The organism is Companilactobacillus nodensis DSM 19682 = JCM 14932 = NBRC 107160 (assembly GCF_000615905.1).
Lineage (GTDB): Bacteria > Bacillota > Bacilli > Lactobacillales > Lactobacillaceae > Companilactobacillus > Companilactobacillus nodensis.
The window spans coordinates 1-17,826 of sequence record NZ_BAMN01000004.1; the positions used below are offsets into that span (position 1 = coordinate 1).

Sequence of the window (17,826 nt, forward strand, 5' to 3'; positions counted from 1 at the left end):
TGTTCATTTTTTTTGTTTTTCTTTCGAAATCGCCGTCATAGCTTCATTTATCCACCCATCTTTTTGGCGTTGAATCGTCTTATACCCTATCTTGTTCTTATAATTTGTCCAAAAATGTTTATGTAAAATAGGTCTTCCTATCTTCCGTTTGTCCAATGCACGTATAGATAGACTTATCTTACCGTTGTATTCATCAATCCCCATAACTACTACATTGACCTTATCTCCTACCATATAGTTACTATCTATATTAGAAACAAAGCCATGCTTCAATTCTGAGATATGGATCAATCCTTGTTCTCCATTATTGAGATTAACAAAAACTCCATATGGTTGAACTCCGGAAATAGTCCCGGATACTTTATCTCCAATTTTCATAACTTCCTCCATTAACTTTGTACTGAATCTATGCAACAATATATTGTAATAAACATTATATAACAGAAACTGGTGACGATATGAATAAACAGACTTATGACATTACAATAATTGGCGGTGGCCCCGCAGGTATCTATGCTGCATATTATGCTCGTCTTAGAAAACTAAACGTAGCTTTAATAGAAAGCTTACCAAAACTAGGCGGTCAACCTGAAACATTATATGCTCAAAAGAACATTTATGATATGCCTGGTTACTCTAAGATATCTGGTACCGACGTATCTAACAAACTGATCGAGCAACTACATAATCTGAAATGCGATGAATATCTGGAAACATCGGTAACAGGTCTAACACAGGAAGGCGATATTTGGAAAGTATCTACTAATAAAGAAACTATCTATAGTAGTGCAATTATAATTGCCATCGGTAATGGATCATTCAAACCACGTAAATTGACCTTTGATTATGACAAGGCACTTGAGAAGAGCAACCTCAGTTACTTTGTTAATGACATGGAAGAATATCGTGATAAGGATCTAGCGGTTGCTGGTGGTGGTGATTCCGCCGTTGATTGGGCCATTCACTTAAATGATCTAACCAAGCATACAGCTATCATTCATAGAAGAAACAGATATCGTGCTATGGAAACTAGTGTTGATGAATTGAATAATTCGACCGTTGAACAACTCAATCCCTATATCATCAAAGACGTACAATTCAACGCTGACGATAAAAGTAAGATAGATGTCACTTTGAAAATGATCAAATCTGATGACATCAAGGTTATTACTGTTGACAAGCTACTGGTCAACTATGGATTCATGTCTGACTCCAAAATCCTACGCGATTGGAATATTGAACTAGAAGGTCCATTCATCAAAGTCAGTCAGGAATTAGAGACTAACTTACCAAATGTCTTCGCTATTGGAGACATTGTTACTTATCCTGGCAAACTTCAATTACTTGCAACTGCCTTTGCTGAAGCTCCGATGGCAGTAACCAAAGCCTTGCGTAATATCTACCCTGGCCGTGACTACTTCGCACATAGTACTTCATTATTCGAGAAATAATTTTAAATTTCCTATACCTTTTAAAGTTATTTTAAGCTAAGCTGGTATAATGTATTTTAATTTGAAAATTTTGGAGTTGATTGATTGAGTTACATAATGAGTCTGGTCGACTTTATTCTGCACATTGATAGCCACATGGTCAATATCGTGAATAACTTCGGACTTTGGACATATCTTATACTATTTCTGATCATATTCATCGAAACTGGTGTTGTTATTCTTCCATTCCTACCTGGTGATTCACTAATATTTGCGGCAATGGCATTAGCAGCCAATCCTAAATATGACTTATCAAGTATTGCCTTGTTCTTTATATTCCTATTTGCTGCGGTGATTGGAGATTCCATGAACTACGAAATAGGAGAACACTTTGGGAAGTTTGCCACCGAGAATCGAGTTTTGAGTAAGCTAATAAACAAGGAACACTTAGATGAAGCACATGCTTTCTTCGAAAAGCACGGTGGTAAGACAATTGCCATCGGACGCTTCATCCCTCTAATCAGAACTTTCGTACCTTTCGTAGCTGGTAGTGGTACGATGCATTACAGAAAGTTCCTAGAATTCAACGTACTTGGAGCATTCCTCTGGGTACTGGTTTGTTCATTAGCTGGTCACCTTTTCGGAAACATACCTGCAGTTCAAGAACATTTTTCAATGATCATTCTTGGAATTGTACTCGTATCATTAATTCCAATTTTAATCACTGCTTTGAGAAATCGTAAGAAAAAAGCTGCTTAAGACAGCAAAAGAAGCTAAGACATAACGTCTTAGCTTCTTTTTTTGGCTCTAGATTTCCAAATATTCAATCCTTCAAATAAAACGAAGAATAGTACAAAGCATTCTGTAAAGAACTGTTCTGGCAAAATATTAATTACTGGATCCTTACCTGGATCAAATAACCAATCACTGTTTCTAAATAATAATTCATGAAATACAACAAAGAATCCATCAAAGTCAACCATCATAAGCACAACCAAAACTACTCCAACGATAGCAATGTACTTAAATACCTTCTGAAAATAAACTCGTTTCTTTCTTTGAAACCAAAGATAAGCTCCTGAAACGATGAAAACTCCAAAATTTAACATAAATAATTTCTTACAGTCTGCAAAATGTAATCTACCTGCAGCAGATGACTGAAAATCATCTAGTTTAAATGTTGAATGAAAAGGATTGATCAAATAATTCATCATTTGATTATAGTTATGCATCACTCGACCTGTACTCATATAAACTATCTGATCCAAATTAAACTGGCCAATACTTATATAAAAAAGAATGTAACTAGCAAATATAGTTACAGTTATCGACAGCGTCAGGATAAAAAAGGCCATGATTACCGTATATAATGTATCCTTCTGAAAATTAGACATTCCACAGATCAAGACTTTCTACTTGATAAGTCGGCTTCTTAACTTGTGTAGCAATATCTTCGTGAGTACTTACACCCGTGTAAACCATCAAAGTATCCAGTCCTGCACTCAAACCACATTTGATGTCAGTATTATAGTTGTCTCCAACCATAATTGCAGTAGATGGATCGAATCCTTTGGCAGATACTGCAAAGTCAACAATATCTCGTTCAGGCTTACCAATATACTTGGCCTTTTGCTGCGTTGATGTTTCGACTAATGAAATAACTGAACCAGCACCGGGAACTAAGCCACGTTCATTAGGCAAATTAGTATCTGCGTTGGTTCCAATGAAGAATGCACCACGTTTGATCGCCAAAGTAGCTAATTCAAACTTGTGATAAGTAACATCATAGTCCAATCCCACAATGACAACATCGGGATCAACTTCATTAAGTTGGATTCCTGTACCAAAAATAGCACTCTTCAATCCATATTCACCAACAACATATGCTGAGTGATTCTCAGTACCATCGTCAAACATCCCTTTAACATAATCGGCAGTTGCCAATGATGGTGTGATCACTTGTTCAGCGGTAGCTGTGATCTGATGATTATTCATCAAATTATCCGCAACTTGTTGTGGAGTCTTAGTAGTGTTATTCGTCAAAAAATAATAATCTAAATTATTAGCATTTAGATTATCAATAAAAACTTTAGCTTCAGGAATTTTGTCCTTACCACGGTACATTGTTCCGTCAAGATCGATTAAGTATGTTTGGTACTTTTTCATTAGCTCTTCTCACCTATTTTTCTAATTTTTAAAATTACGTGTTTTGGTAGAACTGTTAGTTTTCTTCTTATTATGATGCGTATGTTGTGTAACAGTTCCCTTTTTGTTCTTATTAATCTTGGTAGTGTGGAAACTATGATTCTTCTTATGAGTTGGAGCATGGTTCGAACTATGACTAGTATGAACTTTTCCTGTCTGCTTACGCGGACCACGATGTCCACGGTGATGCTTAGCAATCGGTGCTTTCTTTTCTTTTTCAAGCACAAAATAAGCACAGCCAAAATTACAATACTCTAGTAAATAATCCTCTAAGTGAGAAATTCGATTGTCGATCCCACTTTCTTTTCGTTCATCTTCATAGAAGCCTTTAAATCTAAGCTGTTCATAACCCCAGTCACCAACAATATAATCATACTTATCCAAGACCGTGTTATAGCGTTCTTCCACCTTTTCTTGGTCAAAACCGCCATCATGATCCTCAACGATATCGTATTTTTCACCATTGATAGTAATAAGCTTGTCGGCTAGGACGATAACATCCGCCTGTTTAGTAACTTCTTTTTCCTCAGGTTCTTGCAAAAATTTCACCTCACAATTTACAATGGATATTTTTTACTCAAATAATCTCCAAAGACATTTCTTAAAAACTTAGGATAAAGGATCTCATTTTGTCCAACAATTTCAATTGAAGGAAAATACGGAACAAACAAATAATGATCCAGCAAAGCTAGACTATATTCTTGGTCCATCTGTAATTCTTTACCATTAATATAAACATTTCTCTTTTCATCAATCGTAATGCCACGATAAACTAGTTCGCCAAATATCTTACCACGGAAACCTTGTCCTTTTTGCTGATGATTACGTAAATAAGGACGATTTTTTTCCATTTCCATGATTAGACGCCAAACATCCGCCCCACGCATCGTTGTTTTCATAGCATGAATCGCGTGTGGGAGTATATCATGCAGGTCCTTTTCAGTAATTATACCCTTATGCAAACTTTCAAGAAATAATCCTGAGCTAAGGACACCCGCATCGGCATGGGTATAATCCATGATAGCATCAAGTCCCTCTTCAATAACAGCATTATCTGCTTGAAAATCCTGACTCATATCATCAGGAATATTGGCGACTTTCTTTTCATCTAATAATTTTTCACCTTTTGCGAACTGTGCATCAATCCAGTCCTGATCACCATCTAGTTCTGGTAATTCTGACGTCTGTTGTGTGACAGCCTTTTTATCGACAATATGCCCGTCATCGTCCAAAGTCAGATTGATTGTTCCAACGTAATAACCATACTTACCAGCCGCGGCTAATAAGACCCCATTATCCATTTCACCATTCTTAAACAAGTGATGTGTATGGGCACCAATTATGACGTCTATCTCCGGACGTTTCTTAGCAATCAAGCGATCCATTGAAACACCTAGATGTGAAAGCAAAATTATTACATCACACTTTTGCTTCTTAAGTTCATCTAACCACTTAGGCATCATTTCTTGAATCAAACGAATATCCCAACCTAATAGAGGATATGTCAAAATATAAGGAGCAGTGAAACCTAGTACCCCAATTTTAGTATGAGCTTTTGTTTCTATTATAATGTAGGGTTTGACAAATTTTGCTAATTCCTGACTCTTCTTATCATACAAGTTACCAACAATAACTGGAAAATTGGCATTGTCATACAAGTGATTCAAATCTTCACGACTATTACCTAGTCCCTCATTATTACCGATTGTCGCCGCATCGTAATGCAATTGATCCATCCATTTGATATTAGCTTGACCGTTAGTCGCTTCACTTAAAGGATGTGCTCGGTCCATTGCATCCCCAATATCAAACAATAAGAATTCATCTTCAGTATGATTTTTTCGTGAATCATCAATAAATCGTTTTATTTTTGGAAAATTTTCAAAATGAGAATGTAGATCATTGGTGTGCATGATTTTTATAGTTTCCATACAAGCCCCTACTTTCTATTCAATTTTGCAATATCAACTTTTTTCTTATCGTACATTTCCAAAACCTCTTCACCACGTAAAGGTGATCCCCAAGGTAAATCTTCAGACAAATAGTCACGTTCTGGTGCATCAACACCAACATTGATATTTTCAGCGATTGGAACACTATAATGATGAATGTGTCCGTGCAAGTTGATAATCTTGTCAACCTTACCCAACAACATTGGATAATGCGTACAATAAAATTGATGATGATCAAATTTTAATAACGCACCAACATCCTCGAAGGTATACTTAAGTTTACCATCAGGCATTGTGGGATTACGCTTTGCCAAATATTTGAATAGCTCACGATAATCGTGATTCCCTTTGATCAACACGATATGACCATTCAATTGTTTCAACATCGCATAAGTATCTTCATTGGTGGGCGTGTTCTGAGGACGCATTGATATGTCACCTAGGTGATAAACTGTATCATTATCATCAACACGAGCATTCCAGGCATCTATCATAGCTTGATTCATTTGATCAACATCACCGAAATGCTTGGTGCAAAGTTATTCGGCTCTAGTAATTGATAATGATAAAAATGTGTATCCGCGATGAAATAATTCATTATTCAGCCTGATCTTCCTTTGAAATAATTTTATTTGCCTTTAGAATATCATTAAACGCATCACTAATTCGACCTTCAGGCTTCTTCCATTCAATCCATTCGGACATATTCATCGGTGGTACGGTATAATTTTCATTAATGTAATCTTCATAAATGATTACAGCTGATGAATGTGGAATATTGAGCTTAAGAATTCTCACTTCTTTAATAAATCCCAACTCAGCCGCCTTCTCGGCACGACCATTCATAAGCACATTTGCCATTTCATAATATTTTGTGCCATCATTACGTGTTATCTGCTCGATGATATCGAGTGATAGTTTTTCATTATCCATTTTTGTACCTCACAGTTATTACTATTTATTAAGTATATAATATTCAGTTCCATAGGGAGTTAATTATGAATTCTAGAAATAAATCTCTTTTTACTTTGTTACTTGCTAGCATGATGTTTTTATTCGCTAGTGGATTTACCGTCATCGGACATCGTGGTGATCCCATCAAAGCACCAGAAGAAACATTTCAAAGTTTCAATACGGCATTCTCTGAAGGCGCCGATTACGTTGAATTAGATCTGCATGTTTCCAAGGATAACGTCTTAGTTGTCTCACATGATAAGAATCTTGAACGTATCACGGGAACGTCTTATGTGGTTTCACAGCACAACTTCTCTGAACTAAGCCAATTGACACAAAAGAACGGCGAACCGATCCATAGTTTGGACGAAGTGTTCGCTCACTACAAAGATAATCCTAACGCAAAGTTCCTGATTGAAACAAAAAAAACTAGCAAAGGTAATCCTCAAAATATGGAGGAACTTTTGAAAACTTGTATCGATAAGTATGGAATGCAAAAGCGAGTCATGTTCCATTCTTTCTCTACTAAGAGTTTGCAAAATGAAGCTGAGCTAATGCCTGACATCCCTCGCATCTTTATTGCCGGAACTATCAAGCGAGTTAACTTCGAAGTTCTCTCCTACGTGACTGGCGTTAATCTTTCATCTAAAATTGTTACTCCAGAAATCATTAACACTCTTCATTATATGGGAAAGTCAGTCTACATATGGGATGAAATGAACGAAAGTCCAAAAAAATGGAATACAGTCATCAATATGCCAATCGATGGTGTGGTAACTAACTACCCTGCGACCGGTAATGAATATCGGAACCTCAAGGACAAATCAAAGAGTCAGACGATAAATCAAAATGTCTACTACATGAGCAATAAAGATGAACCAATTTATGAAAACCCTTATCGTCTCATAAAAACTGATAAGTCAGTACATCCCTTAGACGGATTCCATATTACCAATATCGTCAAATTCAATGGTGAAGAATACGTTCAGTTAGGTGAAAATAAGTTTGCTAACTCTGAAGGATTCAATCCGGACTACGAATTGGGTGAACTAAAACCATACTTTGGTGCCAAAGCCATCTATCGCGGTCAACAACCAAATAATTACTTATACTCTGAGCCTAAGAAATCGTCGCAAATCATCGATTGGATGGACGCAAATAAAGCTGAACAAATCCAGACAGTAGAAAAGAATGGTGGAAATACTTGGATCAAACTAAGTGGCGGATGGATTCAAGCCAAGTATGTTCTGATTCAATTAGTCGACGAGAATTACCTCGGTAATAACAGTAAATTGAGTTATCACAACTTGCCAGATAGTCAAAGATTCAGAAATATTGATTTACTGGAAACAGAAAAATCATGGGAGCCTATCCAAAACAAACAGCTTCATAACACTGTTCTCATAAGAAAACTGCAAAAAAATATTGCTCCTTTTGTTTTCGATACTGAGAACGATTCCATAAATCATATCTAATGACATTGGCTTATAGTAACAACGTTTGGTAAAATTTGGTAAAATGATTTATAAATGAAAACACTTCATGCGGAGGTTATAGATATATGTCTATAGATTGGGAAAAAGAGGTCGCACATCGTTCTGACGAATTGATCAACGACTTATCTGAATTAGTAAGCATCAATAGTCAACGAGATATCGAACACAAGACTAGTGATTATCCACTAGGTCCTGGACCTGCAAAGGCACTACAAACATTCTTACACTTTGCTGATCGAGACGGATTCAATACTAAGAACGTCGATAATCTTGCTGGTAGAATTGAATTCGGTGAAGGTGACGATACGATTGCTATCTTGGGGCACGTCGATGTTGTACCTGAAGGACCGGGTTGGAAGACTAACCCATTTGAACCAGTAATCAAAGATGGCAACTTATATGCTCGTGGTGCAAGTGATGACAAAGGACCAAGTTTGGCATCATATTATGCTCTAAAAATCATCAGTGAACTCAAGCTACCCACAACTAAAAAAGTTGACCTAATTCTCGGTACTGACGAAGAGAGCGAATGGGTCGGTATGAATCACTATATGGAAAAGGAAACAATGCCTGAAACAGGTTTCTCTCCTGATGCTGAATTCCCAGCTATCAACGGTGAAAAAGGTATCGTCTCATTTAGAGTTAACTTCCCTACTCCAGAAACTGGTCTCGTCAAGAACTTTGAAGCTGGAATCAGACCTAACATGGTACCTCAAAATGCCACAGCCGAATTAGACTTAAACTTCGGTGATGTAGATACTATCAAGTCAGCCTTTAACAACTTCTTGAGTGAAAATACTGACATCAAAGGCAGTATCGAAATCAATGAAGAATTAGCCACATTGAACATAACAGGTAAGGGTGCTCACGCAATGGAACCATTCAATGGTATCAATGCCGCAACATACCTAGCTAAGTTCTTAAATGAATTGGACTTAAATGACAGTCAAAAACTATACTTTAGTTTCATCGCAAATAATCTACACTTAGACTTTGCGGGATCAAAGCTTGGCATTCAAAATACTGATGACGTCATGGGCGACTTAACTATGACACCAGATATTTTTGTCCTAAATGATTCAGAAGCTAGTGTCTTACTAAATATCCGTTATCCTAAGGGTGATACTGGTGATACATTGACTGAGAAGATCAACGCTGCTTTACCAGATGGCGTAACTGCTGAAATCGAAGGACACAACCAATTGCCTCACTTCGTCGCAGCTGACGATCCACTAGTTCAAGCATTAGTTGGCGCATATCGTGATCACACTGATGATGACACTGAACCATTCACTGTTGGTGGTGGCACATATGGACGTATCCTCAAACACGGAGTTGCCTTCGGTGCAATGTTCCCTGGTGACGAAAATGTCATGCATCAACCAAACGAATATATCAACTTAGATAAGCTATTCAAAGCAACAGCAATCTATGCTGACGCAATTTATAGATTAATAAAATAATCATTCAATAGAAGTTCTGTGGAAGGTTCTTTCCATAGAACTTTTTTGTTTTTGCACTTATTATAAAATTTTATTATATAATTGGTGTATGTAACTTTTTAAAGGGGCTTATTTAAAAGTGAAAAATTTATGGAATAGCATAGTCTCCAGCTTTAAGAGCATTAAAAGCTGGTCTGACTTTGCTACTAAAGCTAACTTAACCATCGAAGTAATTCGACGAATTATTCTTTATATTATTGCAGGAATATTCATTATGCTCAGTTTGGCAGTTGGACTTGGAATGGGATATGTTTCGGCATTGACCAATCAAGTTGCCGTACCAACTAAGCAGGAAATGAAATCAGAACTGCAAGATGTCAACAAATCAACTTCTTTGTATTTTGCTAACAACGAAAAAGTTGAAGATCTGCAAAAAGACCTTACTGGTAAGAGCGTACCTTTATCTGAAATGTCACCATACTTAAAGAAGGCCATCGTCTCAACTGAAGATAGTGATTTCTATCGTCACAACGGTGTCGTTCCCAAATCTATTTTTAGAGCTATTATTTCTGACGTGACTGGTATCGGTGCTCAAACCGGTGGTTCTACTTTGACACAGCAAACTGTCAAAATGCAGATGCTTTCATCTGAAACTACTTGGAAACGTAAGGCTGTCGAAATCTTTTTGGCCATGCGTGTTGACAAGTACTTCACCAAAGATGAAATTCTACAGGACTATTTGAATGCCGCAACCTTTGGTAGTAATAACAAAGGTCAAAATATTCAAGGTGTTCAAGCAGCTGCTCAAGGTCTATTTGATAAAAATGCTAAGGATCTAAACCTGGCTGAATCAGCCTTCATTGCTGGACTTCCTCAAAGTCCGTCCGTATATACGCCATACACTACTGACGGAGAATCACATGGTAAGTTCAAAGACGACTATAAACTTGGCCTAAAACGTAAAGATGTCGTTTTGTATCGGATGTATCGTGATAAGCAAATAACTGAATCACAATACAACGATGCTAAAAGCTTTGACTTAGCGAGTGACTTCCGCAAACCCGCAAAAGCTAAGACTAAGACTATCAAATATGGATATGTTTATAATTTATTGACTGAACAAGCAAGAACTATCTTGGTAAAACGTTTAGTTAAAAACGATGGTCTTAAGTACAGTGACGTTAAGAAAGACTCTAGTCTACTAGAAAAATATTCTGAACAAGCTGATACTGAATTGCACAACAAGCACTATCGTGTTGAAAGTACTCTTAATAAAGATCTCTACATTGCGATGAACGAACAAGCTCAACAATACAAAGAGAATCTTGGTACTAGTCACACCGATAATACGACAGATCCAATCACCGGTAAAAACGTCAAACTTACACAGCCTGTTCAAAACGGCTCTGTACTTCTCGATAATAAGACTGGACAAGTTCTATCATTCGTTGGTGGTGTTAACTTCAAACAATCACAAACGAACCACGCTTTCTATTCAACTAGATCACCTGGTTCATCAATCAAGCCACTGATCACCTTTGCACCAGCAATTGAAAATGGCTTGATTGGATCACAAACAATGCTGGCCGATTTCAAGACCAAGTTTAAGAACTACGCACCTACTGATTACGGCTCAACGATTCAAAACCGTTTTGTATCAGCACGTGAAACGCTAGAGGAATCATATAACATTCCTTCAGTTAACTTATACAACTACATTAGAAGTCAAGGCGTAGATTCAAGTAAATACATGTCGAAGATGGGAATTGACCTCTCTGACAAAGAATATAGCCAATTAGGTATTACACTTGGTGGTACTTCAACTGGTGTGACCGTTCTTCAACAAGCCAGCGCCTTCTCAACCTTTGCCAACAAAGGTGTCCATGTTAATCCATATGTGGTTTCTAAAATTAGCGACCCATCTGGTAAAACAATTTATGCTCACAAATCATCTAAGAATCGTGTCTTCAGTAAGCAAACCTCTTACATTATTAAGAACATGCTTCACGGTGTCGTTACTAAAGGTACTGCTTCAGCTGTATCATATGAATCTAACTTCAGTACTAAGAACCTATTCGGTAAGACTGGTACTTCTAATGATTATCGTGATAATTGGTTCATCGGTAGTACTGATGGCATTACTCTTGCTTCATGGATCGGTTATGACAACCTTGCTCGTCATACTTACAACCTCTCCAGCAACTCAACTGATATCAACCAAGAACTATGGTCACGAATGGCAAATGCTGTTTACAAGCAAGATCCAGAAGCCATGAATGTCCACAAGCAATTCAAGAGGCCAGATGGCGTCACGAGCTACAAGGTTGATAAGGAAACTGGTACTAAGACCGGTAGCGTTAAGTACAACGGCATGACGGCCAAAGTTAACCAGCATACAACTACATCCTTGTATTACAAAGGACATCCAACGTCATTGTCATATGGCAACTTTGCCATCGGAGCCAAGTCCAAGAATTACAAACTATTCTGGAATAATTACTTCGGTCGTAGCAATGGCTATGGTGTTGTTACAACTGTTGGTGAAACCACCAAGTCTGCTGAAGAATTAGCTTCAGAAAACGGAAGCGGACGTACATCAGGATTCAGCAACAGTACTAATAACAGTGACTCATCCGATGTTACAACAAACACAACTACTTCAAGTACTACTAACTCTAGAACAACCAACTCAACCACCAGCAACGGTACAAGTGAAACCGGTACTGGTTCGAGTGGTTCTGGAAGTGGCTCATCAACCGGCTCCACATCTACAGGCGACTCGACCACTTCAACCGGTGATGAATCTGGTTTAACTGGTGACAGTGCCGGAACAGAAACTGGGATTGGTGGTGGCGGTGCTACCACAGAAACAATCGGTGAATAAAAGCCAAATCCTTCGGGGTTTGGTTTTTTTATTTAAATATTTATTCGATTTAATGAGCCAGTAATGATAGAATGAAAACGTTATTCTTATTGTCAGAATTAAGGAGAATTATATGTACTTTAGTCCAATATTTTTACAAAACTCACTATACATAGTCGCCGTACTACTGCTAATCTTTATGGTTATCGTATCTATCTACAAGATTAAGCACAACATCAAGTTTTGGGATAAGTCATTCACACTGGCTACTATCGTAATGATCAATATTTTGTATTCACTATTAGAAAGATTTGTCGATCTACCTTACGAATTAAATTCAATCGTGACCGGTGGGCTTTCATTAGTGGCGTTTGGCTACATCGTAGTTATTTTATGGGAACTACGTAAGCAGAAAAAAATATCAAATAGTAAATAATTAATATTATTGGGGGAAGCATCATGAACACATTTAGTAACGCCACTGGTCCTGAATTGGCCAAAGACGTCATAACAATTGCCATAACTGTCTTATTGATCGTTATTTATGCAATTTATTTATTTTCAAAATGGAACAAGCAAGAAAAACTAATTACAACTGACACTATTCTATTAAGCTTGATCGTAATATACGCTATCTACACGACCTTCATCGGTTTCGTCAGCATCCCTGCCAGCCTTGAGATCGTCAATACGATTATCACGTTAATATTCATTGTCGTCTGCATTGTATTCATTTACCGTTCTGCTAAGGAACGTCGATCGACCAAAAAGTAAACACAAAAAGAACCGTAACTTCGTAATGAGGTTACGGTTCTTTTTATATCTCATGAATTATTTTGTTGATTCACGTTTTACGATTGAATATGGTAATTTGATTGTATTGTCGTCAATTGATTCTTGATTCATCATCTTAGTCAATAGACGCATGGCAACAGCACCGATATCATAAAGTGGCTCTTCGATTGAACTCATCTTAGGACGAGTTACCTCACAAAGAATCGTATCGTTACTTGTAATTAATTCGAAGTCTTCTGGAATCTTAACTCCAGACTTAATTGCTGAATTCAATAATCCTGAAGCCAACAAATCTTCTGTTACATAAGCAGCAGTAGCACCACTATTCTTAACAGCATCCCAAATTGCTTCTCCAGCTCTAACTGAATATTCAGCTTCAAATACTAAGTTTGATGAGAAGTTAATGTGAGCCTTCTTCAATGCCTTCTTATATCCGTCAAGACGGAACTTACCATCAATAGGATTCTCAAGACTACCACCAACAAAGGCGATCTTCTTGTGACCATTTTGCACTAATTGATTTACAACACTGTAGACAGCATCTGCAAAATCGATGTTTACACTAGCTGTTTCGTTGTTCTTATCAACTGATCCTGCCAAAACAATCGGTGTCTTAGAATTAGACAAGTTACGTTTCAACTTCTTTGATAATTGCTTACCCATGTAAATCAAACCGTCAACTTGTTTTGAAAGCAAGTTATTCAAGATTTGTTCCTCATCACCAACTGATTCTTGCAAACTTGTCAAAATAATATTGTACTTGTACATTGAAGCAACATCATCAATACCCTTAGCAAGGGAAGCATAGTACAAATCAGTGATGTCGGGTAAAATAACACCGATTGTTGTACTCTTCTTGCTAGCAAGACCACGAGCTACGGCATTTGGACGATAGTTCAAACGATCAATAACTTCAAGAACTCTCTTTCTTGTTTCTTCTTTTACATTTGCGTTTCCGTTAACAACACGAGATATTGTCGCCATGGAAACATTAGCGGCCTCGGCTACATCATATATTGTTACTACTTTTTTTTCCATTAATATCCACTCTCTCAAACAAATTTCCATTTAGATAACTCTAATTTATCAAAAGTTTTCACATTTTGCAAGCGGTTTCCATATTATCGTTGTAAGTTTTCATATTTTTTCAAAAAGAAAATCATTTTCAGTGATATACTTATACAAAATTATAAAGGAGTGTTTTTTCATGAAGAAGCAACTAACTGAATTACAGAATTACTTATCTCAAAATGGTTACGACGCTGCGTATGTGTCAAATCCAACAGACATAAACTATTTTACTGGATTTTACAGCGAACCGGAAGAAAGAATTTTGGCACTTTTAGTTTTCCCTGATAAAGATCCATTTATCTTCGCCCCTCAACTAGAAGTTGAAGCTGCTAAAAAAGCTGGCTGGGATAAGGATGTTTTCGGCTACTTGGATCATGAGAATCCATTTGAACTCATGGCTGGCCACATCAAAGATGCCGCTGGCACACCTGCTAAATGGTCAATAGAAAAAGACGACCTATCCGTCGACAAACTGGAATCAATCAAGAGTCAATTTCCAGATGCCGTCTTCCCTGGTAATCTTTCACGCTATATGGAAAACGCTAAGTTAATTAAGACTGATGAAGAAATCGAAAAATTAAAGGCCGCTGGTGCTGAAGCTGACTACGCCTTTGAAGTTGCCTTCAATGCCATCAAAGAAGGCCGTACAGAGCAAGAAATCGTTGCTGAAATAGAATATGCCATGATGAAGAAGGGTGTCATGCACATGAGCTTTGACACAATTGTTCAAGCTGGTGCTAATGCCGCCAACCCACATGGTGGTCCTGAGAAGAACGCGCTCGTACCTAATGAGCTGGTTCTATTCGATCTAGGTACGATTCATGATGGTTATATCAGTGATGCCTCTAGAACCGTAGCCTTCGGCAAACCAGATGAAAAGTCATTAGATATATACAAGGTAGACCTCGAAGCTAACTTAGCCGCTATGGATGCTGCCAAGCCCGGTATTACTGCTGCTGAATTAGACAAAGTTGCTCGTGATATTATTACTAAGGCAGGATACGGTGAATACTTCATTCACAGACTTGGACATGGTATGGGTACTTCAGAGCATGAATTCCCATCAATCATGGAAGGCAACAACATGGTCCTCAAACCAGGCATGTGCTTCTCAATTGAACCAGGAATCTATATTCCACACGTTGCAGGTGTTAGAATTGAAGACTGTGTTTATATCACAGAAGATGGCTGCGAACCATTCACTCACACATCAAAGGAACTCAAGTATATCGATTAACAAGTACAAAAAAATCCATCTGACTATGTCGGATGGATTTTTGTTTATCAAAATTTATTTATCTGAATCATTATCGAAGTTTTCAGATGCACCACTAGTTACATCTGTATCAGGATCATCTGTTGGCTTAGTAGCTTGTGACTCCAAATCACCTTCGTCGAAGACAATATTTGAAGCATCTTCATCTTCACGAATCTTATCAGCAGTAGCTAACATCTGTTCCTTTAGAGCATCAGTTTTTTCGTTAAAATTATTGACCAAATCATTGTTACCGGCAAAACCAACACCGCCATTATTAAAATCACCGCGAATGGTTTTAATATTTTCTAGTGCAGCTTGGCCAGATTCACTAGTTAAATACTTTGAGGCAGCATATCCTGCTGCACTCCCCAAAACTATTCCAAGTAAAAATTGATTATTCTTCATAATTATCTCTTCTTTCTTGGCATAAATTTAGCAACTGCCTTAACGAATGTTGCCGCATTTCCGATTGTCAAAATATTTTGTAAACCAAAACCTGAACTAGGTTTCTCAGCAGTAGCATTAGCTGACTTCTTACCCAAGTTTTCAACAGTATCAAATAATGGGTTCAACTTACTTGATTTACTGTTAACATCGTCCATTAATGTATTAGTCTTATCAACTAATTGATTAGTTTGTTGCATGATGTCATCAGTATTCTTAGAAAGAACTTCAACCATCTTAGTTGTTTCCTTGATAGTATCTTGTAACTCATTCAATAACCTAGCTGTTGAAATAAGAGTTTTGGCTAAATATACTACCAAAGCTACAAAAGCCAAAGCAGCTATAAGTCCTGCAATTTGTCCCAATGTCATAATGTAATCCTCCTGTATACGCTCTCTTTAATTCTCGTACTTTATACTAGCATTATAACAATTTTACAGCAATTAATTACCAATTAATCCAACTTTGCCACTCGTCTTCTAGTTTTCTAATGGCACGGCCACGATGACTGATCTTGTTCTTCTCATCCATCGACATCTGTCCCATAGTCTTGTCCATTTCTGGTACATAGAACAACGGATCATATCCGAAACCATCATCACCTTCTGGCAAAGTAGCAATCAATCCTTTGACTTCACCTTCAACAATCAGATCATCGTCATTCTTAGGATTAGAGAAAACAAGTGTCGTAACAAATCTAGCTGTCCGCTTCTCCATTGGCATGCCGCCTAATTCAGACAACAACTTGGCATTATTAGCGGCATCATTGTGGTCGCCTGCATAACGTGCTGAGTAGATTCCCGGTTGACCAAATAACGCATCGACTTGCAATCCTGAATCATCAGCGATCGTTGGCAAATTAAACTTTTGCATAACTGCATGTGCTTTTAATTTAGCATTTTCCTCAAAAGTCGAACCAGTCTCTCTAACATCAGGAAAGTCTGGGAAATCTAAAAGTGTTTTTAATTCAATCTCTGACTCATCAAAGATTCTTTTGAATTCTTTGGCTTTATTAGGATTCTTGGTAGCAATAATTATTTCTTTCATTTGTTATCTCCTACATCAACTAGACTGATCTCATCAACATTTGTTTGTAACCATTCTTTAGCCAAACGTTCAAACTCTTTGATACCACCAGTCGCATGTAATTTAATGCTGCGATCCTTAGTATCATCAGTCAGCAGATGATTAGTTTCAAGATAATCTTTAACATATGAAACAGTCTCTACACCTGAATCGATCAGCTTGATCTCGTCACCCAGAACCTCACGAATCTGTGGCTTTAGCATTGGAAAATGAGTACACCCCAATACCAAAGTATCAAACTTAGGATCCTTATATGGACTTAATGTTTCAGCAATATTCTTCTTGGCCACGTCTGAATCTGCAGCATCATTCTCAACAAAAGAAACAAATTTTTGTGCGGCAACATCCAACACATCAATTGTCGGATCAACCGCAGCAATCGCCTTGCTATAGCTTTTGGACTTAATGGTAGCCTCTGTACCAATTACTCCAACGTGCTTGGTCTTAGTGCTTAAACTTGCTGCAACTGCACCTGGTTGAATAACTCCAAACATCGGAATCGAGAATTCATTCTTTAATGTTGGTAATGCGTTGGCCGTGGCAGTATTGCAGGCATAAATGATAACTTTGACATCTTGTGAGATAAGATATTTCACCAAGTCACGTGTATAGTCAGTAATTTGTTCTTTAGTCTTAGTACCGTATGGCATTCTGGCTTCATCCCCGATGAATACAACATCTTCATCAGGCATTTGCTTGATGACTTCTTTGGTGACAGTCAAACCGCCTAATCCTGAATCCAATAAACCGATTGGTCTTTTATCACTCATAATGCACCTTCTAATTTTTTTATTTCTGTGATTAATTAAAATTCTTATGCTTGGTGTTAT

19 protein-coding genes and 1 pseudogene are annotated in these 17,826 nt (G+C 37.4%); 8 read left to right on the forward strand and 12 right to left on the reverse strand.

Annotation, left to right across the window (positions count from 1 at the left end; genetic code table 11):
• Positions 1-3: 3 nt before the first annotated feature.
• Positions 4-378, reverse strand: a complete 375-nt coding sequence (locus JCM14932_RS03630) for a CvfD/Ygs/GSP13 family RNA-binding post-transcriptional regulator (RefSeq protein ID WP_025023671.1) — start codon at positions 376-378, stop codon at positions 4-6.
• Between the two features lie 80 nt (positions 379-458).
• Between JCM14932_RS03630 and JCM14932_RS03635 the strand changes: the two genes are divergently transcribed.
• Both JCM14932_RS03635 and JCM14932_RS03640 read left to right on the forward strand, forming a co-directional pair.
• Complete coding sequence (locus JCM14932_RS03635; RefSeq protein WP_025023672.1) at positions 459-1,451, forward strand: NAD(P)/FAD-dependent oxidoreductase; 993 nt, start codon at positions 459-461, stop codon at positions 1,449-1,451.
• A 93-nt stretch (positions 1,452-1,544) separates the two neighbouring features.
• Positions 1,545-2,189, forward strand: coding sequence for a DedA family protein (locus JCM14932_RS03640; RefSeq protein WP_162149786.1), 645 nt, complete (start codon positions 1,545-1,547; stop codon positions 2,187-2,189).
• 29 nt (positions 2,190-2,218) lie between these two features.
• Here JCM14932_RS03640 and JCM14932_RS03645 read toward each other — a convergent pair whose 3' ends face one another.
• From JCM14932_RS03645 to JCM14932_RS03670, 6 genes and pseudogenes are all read right to left on the reverse strand, one after another.
• Positions 2,219-2,824: a TIGR01906 family membrane protein gene (locus tag JCM14932_RS03645; RefSeq protein ID WP_025023674.1), complete on the reverse strand. Its 606-nt coding sequence runs from the start codon at positions 2,822-2,824 to the stop codon at positions 2,219-2,221.
• Positions 2,817-3,596, reverse strand: a complete 780-nt coding sequence (locus JCM14932_RS03650; RefSeq protein ID WP_025023675.1) for a TIGR01457 family HAD-type hydrolase — start codon at positions 3,594-3,596, stop codon at positions 2,817-2,819. Before JCM14932_RS03650 ends, JCM14932_RS03645 begins: the two co-directional genes overlap by 8 nt.
• Positions 3,597-3,617: 21 nt before the next feature.
• On the reverse strand, positions 3,618-4,175 hold the full coding sequence (locus JCM14932_RS16245) for a YutD family protein (protein ID WP_025023676.1): 558 nt from the start codon (positions 4,173-4,175) through the stop codon (positions 3,618-3,620).
• 17 nt (positions 4,176-4,192) lie between these two features.
• Positions 4,193-5,566: a bifunctional metallophosphatase/5'-nucleotidase gene (locus tag JCM14932_RS03660; RefSeq protein ID WP_025023677.1), complete on the reverse strand. Its 1,374-nt coding sequence runs from the start codon at positions 5,564-5,566 to the stop codon at positions 4,193-4,195.
• 8 nt (positions 5,567-5,574) lie between these two features.
• A pseudogene (locus JCM14932_RS14440) lies at positions 5,575-6,185 on the reverse strand (metallophosphoesterase).
• Positions 6,185-6,520, reverse strand: a complete 336-nt coding sequence (locus tag JCM14932_RS03670) for a hypothetical protein (protein WP_025023678.1) — start codon at positions 6,518-6,520, stop codon at positions 6,185-6,187. Before JCM14932_RS03670 ends, JCM14932_RS14440 begins: the two are co-directional and overlap by 1 nt.
• Before the next feature lie 65 nt (positions 6,521-6,585).
• Between JCM14932_RS03670 and JCM14932_RS03675 the strand changes: the two genes are divergently transcribed.
• The 5 genes from JCM14932_RS03675 to JCM14932_RS03695 all read left to right on the forward strand — a co-directional run bounded on the left by JCM14932_RS03675 (position 6,586) and on the right by JCM14932_RS03695 (position 13,116).
• Positions 6,586-8,016 (forward strand): glycerophosphodiester phosphodiesterase, encoded by a 1,431-nt coding sequence (locus JCM14932_RS03675; RefSeq protein ID WP_025023679.1) that lies wholly within the window; start codon positions 6,586-6,588, stop codon positions 8,014-8,016.
• An 86-nt stretch (positions 8,017-8,102) separates the two neighbouring features.
• Complete coding sequence (gene pepV / locus JCM14932_RS03680) at positions 8,103-9,500, forward strand: dipeptidase PepV (protein WP_025023680.1); 1,398 nt, start codon at positions 8,103-8,105, stop codon at positions 9,498-9,500.
• A 118-nt stretch (positions 9,501-9,618) separates the two neighbouring features.
• The gene (locus JCM14932_RS03685; protein ID WP_025023681.1) at positions 9,619-12,363 is read left to right on the forward strand and encodes a transglycosylase domain-containing protein; all 2,745 of its coding nucleotides are present in this window, start codon (positions 9,619-9,621) and stop codon (positions 12,361-12,363) included.
• A gap of 112 nt (positions 12,364-12,475) precedes the next feature.
• Positions 12,476-12,778 carry a hypothetical protein gene (locus JCM14932_RS03690; RefSeq protein WP_025023682.1) on the forward strand — a complete coding sequence of 101 codons (303 nt, stop codon included), beginning with the start codon at positions 12,476-12,478 and terminating at the stop codon, positions 12,776-12,778.
• A gap of 23 nt (positions 12,779-12,801) precedes the next feature.
• Positions 12,802-13,116: a hypothetical protein gene (locus tag JCM14932_RS03695; RefSeq protein WP_025023683.1), complete on the forward strand. Its 315-nt coding sequence runs from the start codon at positions 12,802-12,804 to the stop codon at positions 13,114-13,116.
• A 57-nt stretch (positions 13,117-13,173) separates the two neighbouring features.
• Here the strand turns inward: JCM14932_RS03695 and ccpA are convergent, their stop codons facing one another.
• Entirely contained in the window at positions 13,174-14,175 is a 1,002-nt protein-coding gene (gene ccpA, locus JCM14932_RS03700; protein ID WP_025023684.1) for a catabolite control protein A, read from the reverse strand.
• 169 nt (positions 14,176-14,344) lie between these two features.
• Between ccpA and JCM14932_RS03705 the strand changes: the two genes are divergently transcribed.
• Complete coding sequence (locus tag JCM14932_RS03705; RefSeq protein ID WP_025023685.1) at positions 14,345-15,445, forward strand: M24 family metallopeptidase; 1,101 nt, start codon at positions 14,345-14,347, stop codon at positions 15,443-15,445.
• Positions 15,446-15,499: 54 nt separating this feature from the next.
• Here JCM14932_RS03705 and JCM14932_RS14445 read toward each other — a convergent pair whose 3' ends face one another.
• The 4 genes from JCM14932_RS14445 to murI form a co-directional block, all read right to left on the reverse strand.
• A complete protein-coding gene (locus JCM14932_RS14445; protein ID WP_025023686.1) occupies positions 15,500-15,871 on the reverse strand; it encodes a YtxH domain-containing protein in 372 nt (123 codons plus the stop codon).
• Between the two features lie 2 nt (positions 15,872-15,873).
• The gene (locus JCM14932_RS03715; RefSeq protein ID WP_025023687.1) at positions 15,874-16,281 is read right to left on the reverse strand and encodes a DUF948 domain-containing protein; all 408 of its coding nucleotides are present in this window, start codon (positions 16,279-16,281) and stop codon (positions 15,874-15,876) included.
• Between the two features lie 76 nt (positions 16,282-16,357).
• Entirely contained in the window at positions 16,358-16,957 is a 600-nt protein-coding gene (locus tag JCM14932_RS16945; protein WP_025023688.1) for an XTP/dITP diphosphatase, read from the reverse strand.
• Entirely contained in the window at positions 16,954-17,766 is an 813-nt protein-coding gene (gene murI, locus JCM14932_RS16950) for a glutamate racemase (protein ID WP_025023689.1), read from the reverse strand. The genes JCM14932_RS16945 and murI overlap by 4 nt, the downstream gene beginning before the upstream one ends.
• Positions 17,767-17,826: the final 60 nt, after the last annotated feature.

What these genes read in the sequence shown, in the direction of transcription:
- JCM14932_RS03675 (WP_025023679.1), top strand. Translation starts at nt 6,586, where the DNA reads ATGAATTCTAGAAATAAATCTCTTTTTACTTTGTTACTTGCTAGCATG.
- JCM14932_RS16945 (WP_025023688.1), bottom strand. Translation starts at nt 16,957, where the DNA reads ATGAAAGAAATAATTATTGCTACCAAGAATCCTAATAAAGCCAAAGAA.
- pepV (WP_025023680.1), top strand. Translation starts at nt 8,103, where the DNA reads ATGTCTATAGATTGGGAAAAAGAGGTCGCACATCGTTCTGACGAATTG.
- JCM14932_RS03705 (WP_025023685.1), top strand. Translation starts at nt 14,345, where the DNA reads ATGAAGAAGCAACTAACTGAATTACAGAATTACTTATCTCAAAATGGT.
- JCM14932_RS03645 (WP_025023674.1), bottom strand. Translation starts at nt 2,824, where the DNA reads ATGTCTAATTTTCAGAAGGATACATTATATACGGTAATCATGGCCTTT.
- JCM14932_RS03695 (WP_025023683.1), top strand. Translation starts at nt 12,802, where the DNA reads ATGAACACATTTAGTAACGCCACTGGTCCTGAATTGGCCAAAGACGTC.
- JCM14932_RS03630 (WP_025023671.1), bottom strand. Translation starts at nt 378, where the DNA reads ATGAAAATTGGAGATAAAGTATCCGGGACTATTTCCGGAGTTCAACCA.
- JCM14932_RS03660 (WP_025023677.1), bottom strand. Translation starts at nt 5,566, where the DNA reads ATGGAAACTATAAAAATCATGCACACCAATGATCTACATTCTCATTTT.
- JCM14932_RS03650 (WP_025023675.1), bottom strand. Translation starts at nt 3,596, where the DNA reads ATGAAAAAGTACCAAACATACTTAATCGATCTTGACGGAACAATGTAC.
- ccpA (WP_025023684.1), bottom strand. Translation starts at nt 14,175, where the DNA reads ATGGAAAAAAAAGTAGTAACAATATATGATGTAGCCGAGGCCGCTAAT.
- JCM14932_RS03670 (WP_025023678.1), bottom strand. Translation starts at nt 6,520, where the DNA reads ATGGATAATGAAAAACTATCACTCGATATCATCGAGCAGATAACACGT.
- JCM14932_RS14445 (WP_025023686.1), bottom strand. Translation starts at nt 15,871, where the DNA reads ATGAAGAATAATCAATTTTTACTTGGAATAGTTTTGGGGAGTGCAGCA.
- JCM14932_RS03690 (WP_025023682.1), top strand. Translation starts at nt 12,476, where the DNA reads ATGTACTTTAGTCCAATATTTTTACAAAACTCACTATACATAGTCGCC.
- murI (WP_025023689.1), bottom strand. Translation starts at nt 17,766, where the DNA reads ATGAGTGATAAAAGACCAATCGGTTTATTGGATTCAGGATTAGGCGGT.
- JCM14932_RS03715 (WP_025023687.1), bottom strand. Translation starts at nt 16,281, where the DNA reads ATGACATTGGGACAAATTGCAGGACTTATAGCTGCTTTGGCTTTTGTA.
- JCM14932_RS03635 (WP_025023672.1), top strand. Translation starts at nt 459, where the DNA reads ATGAATAAACAGACTTATGACATTACAATAATTGGCGGTGGCCCCGCA.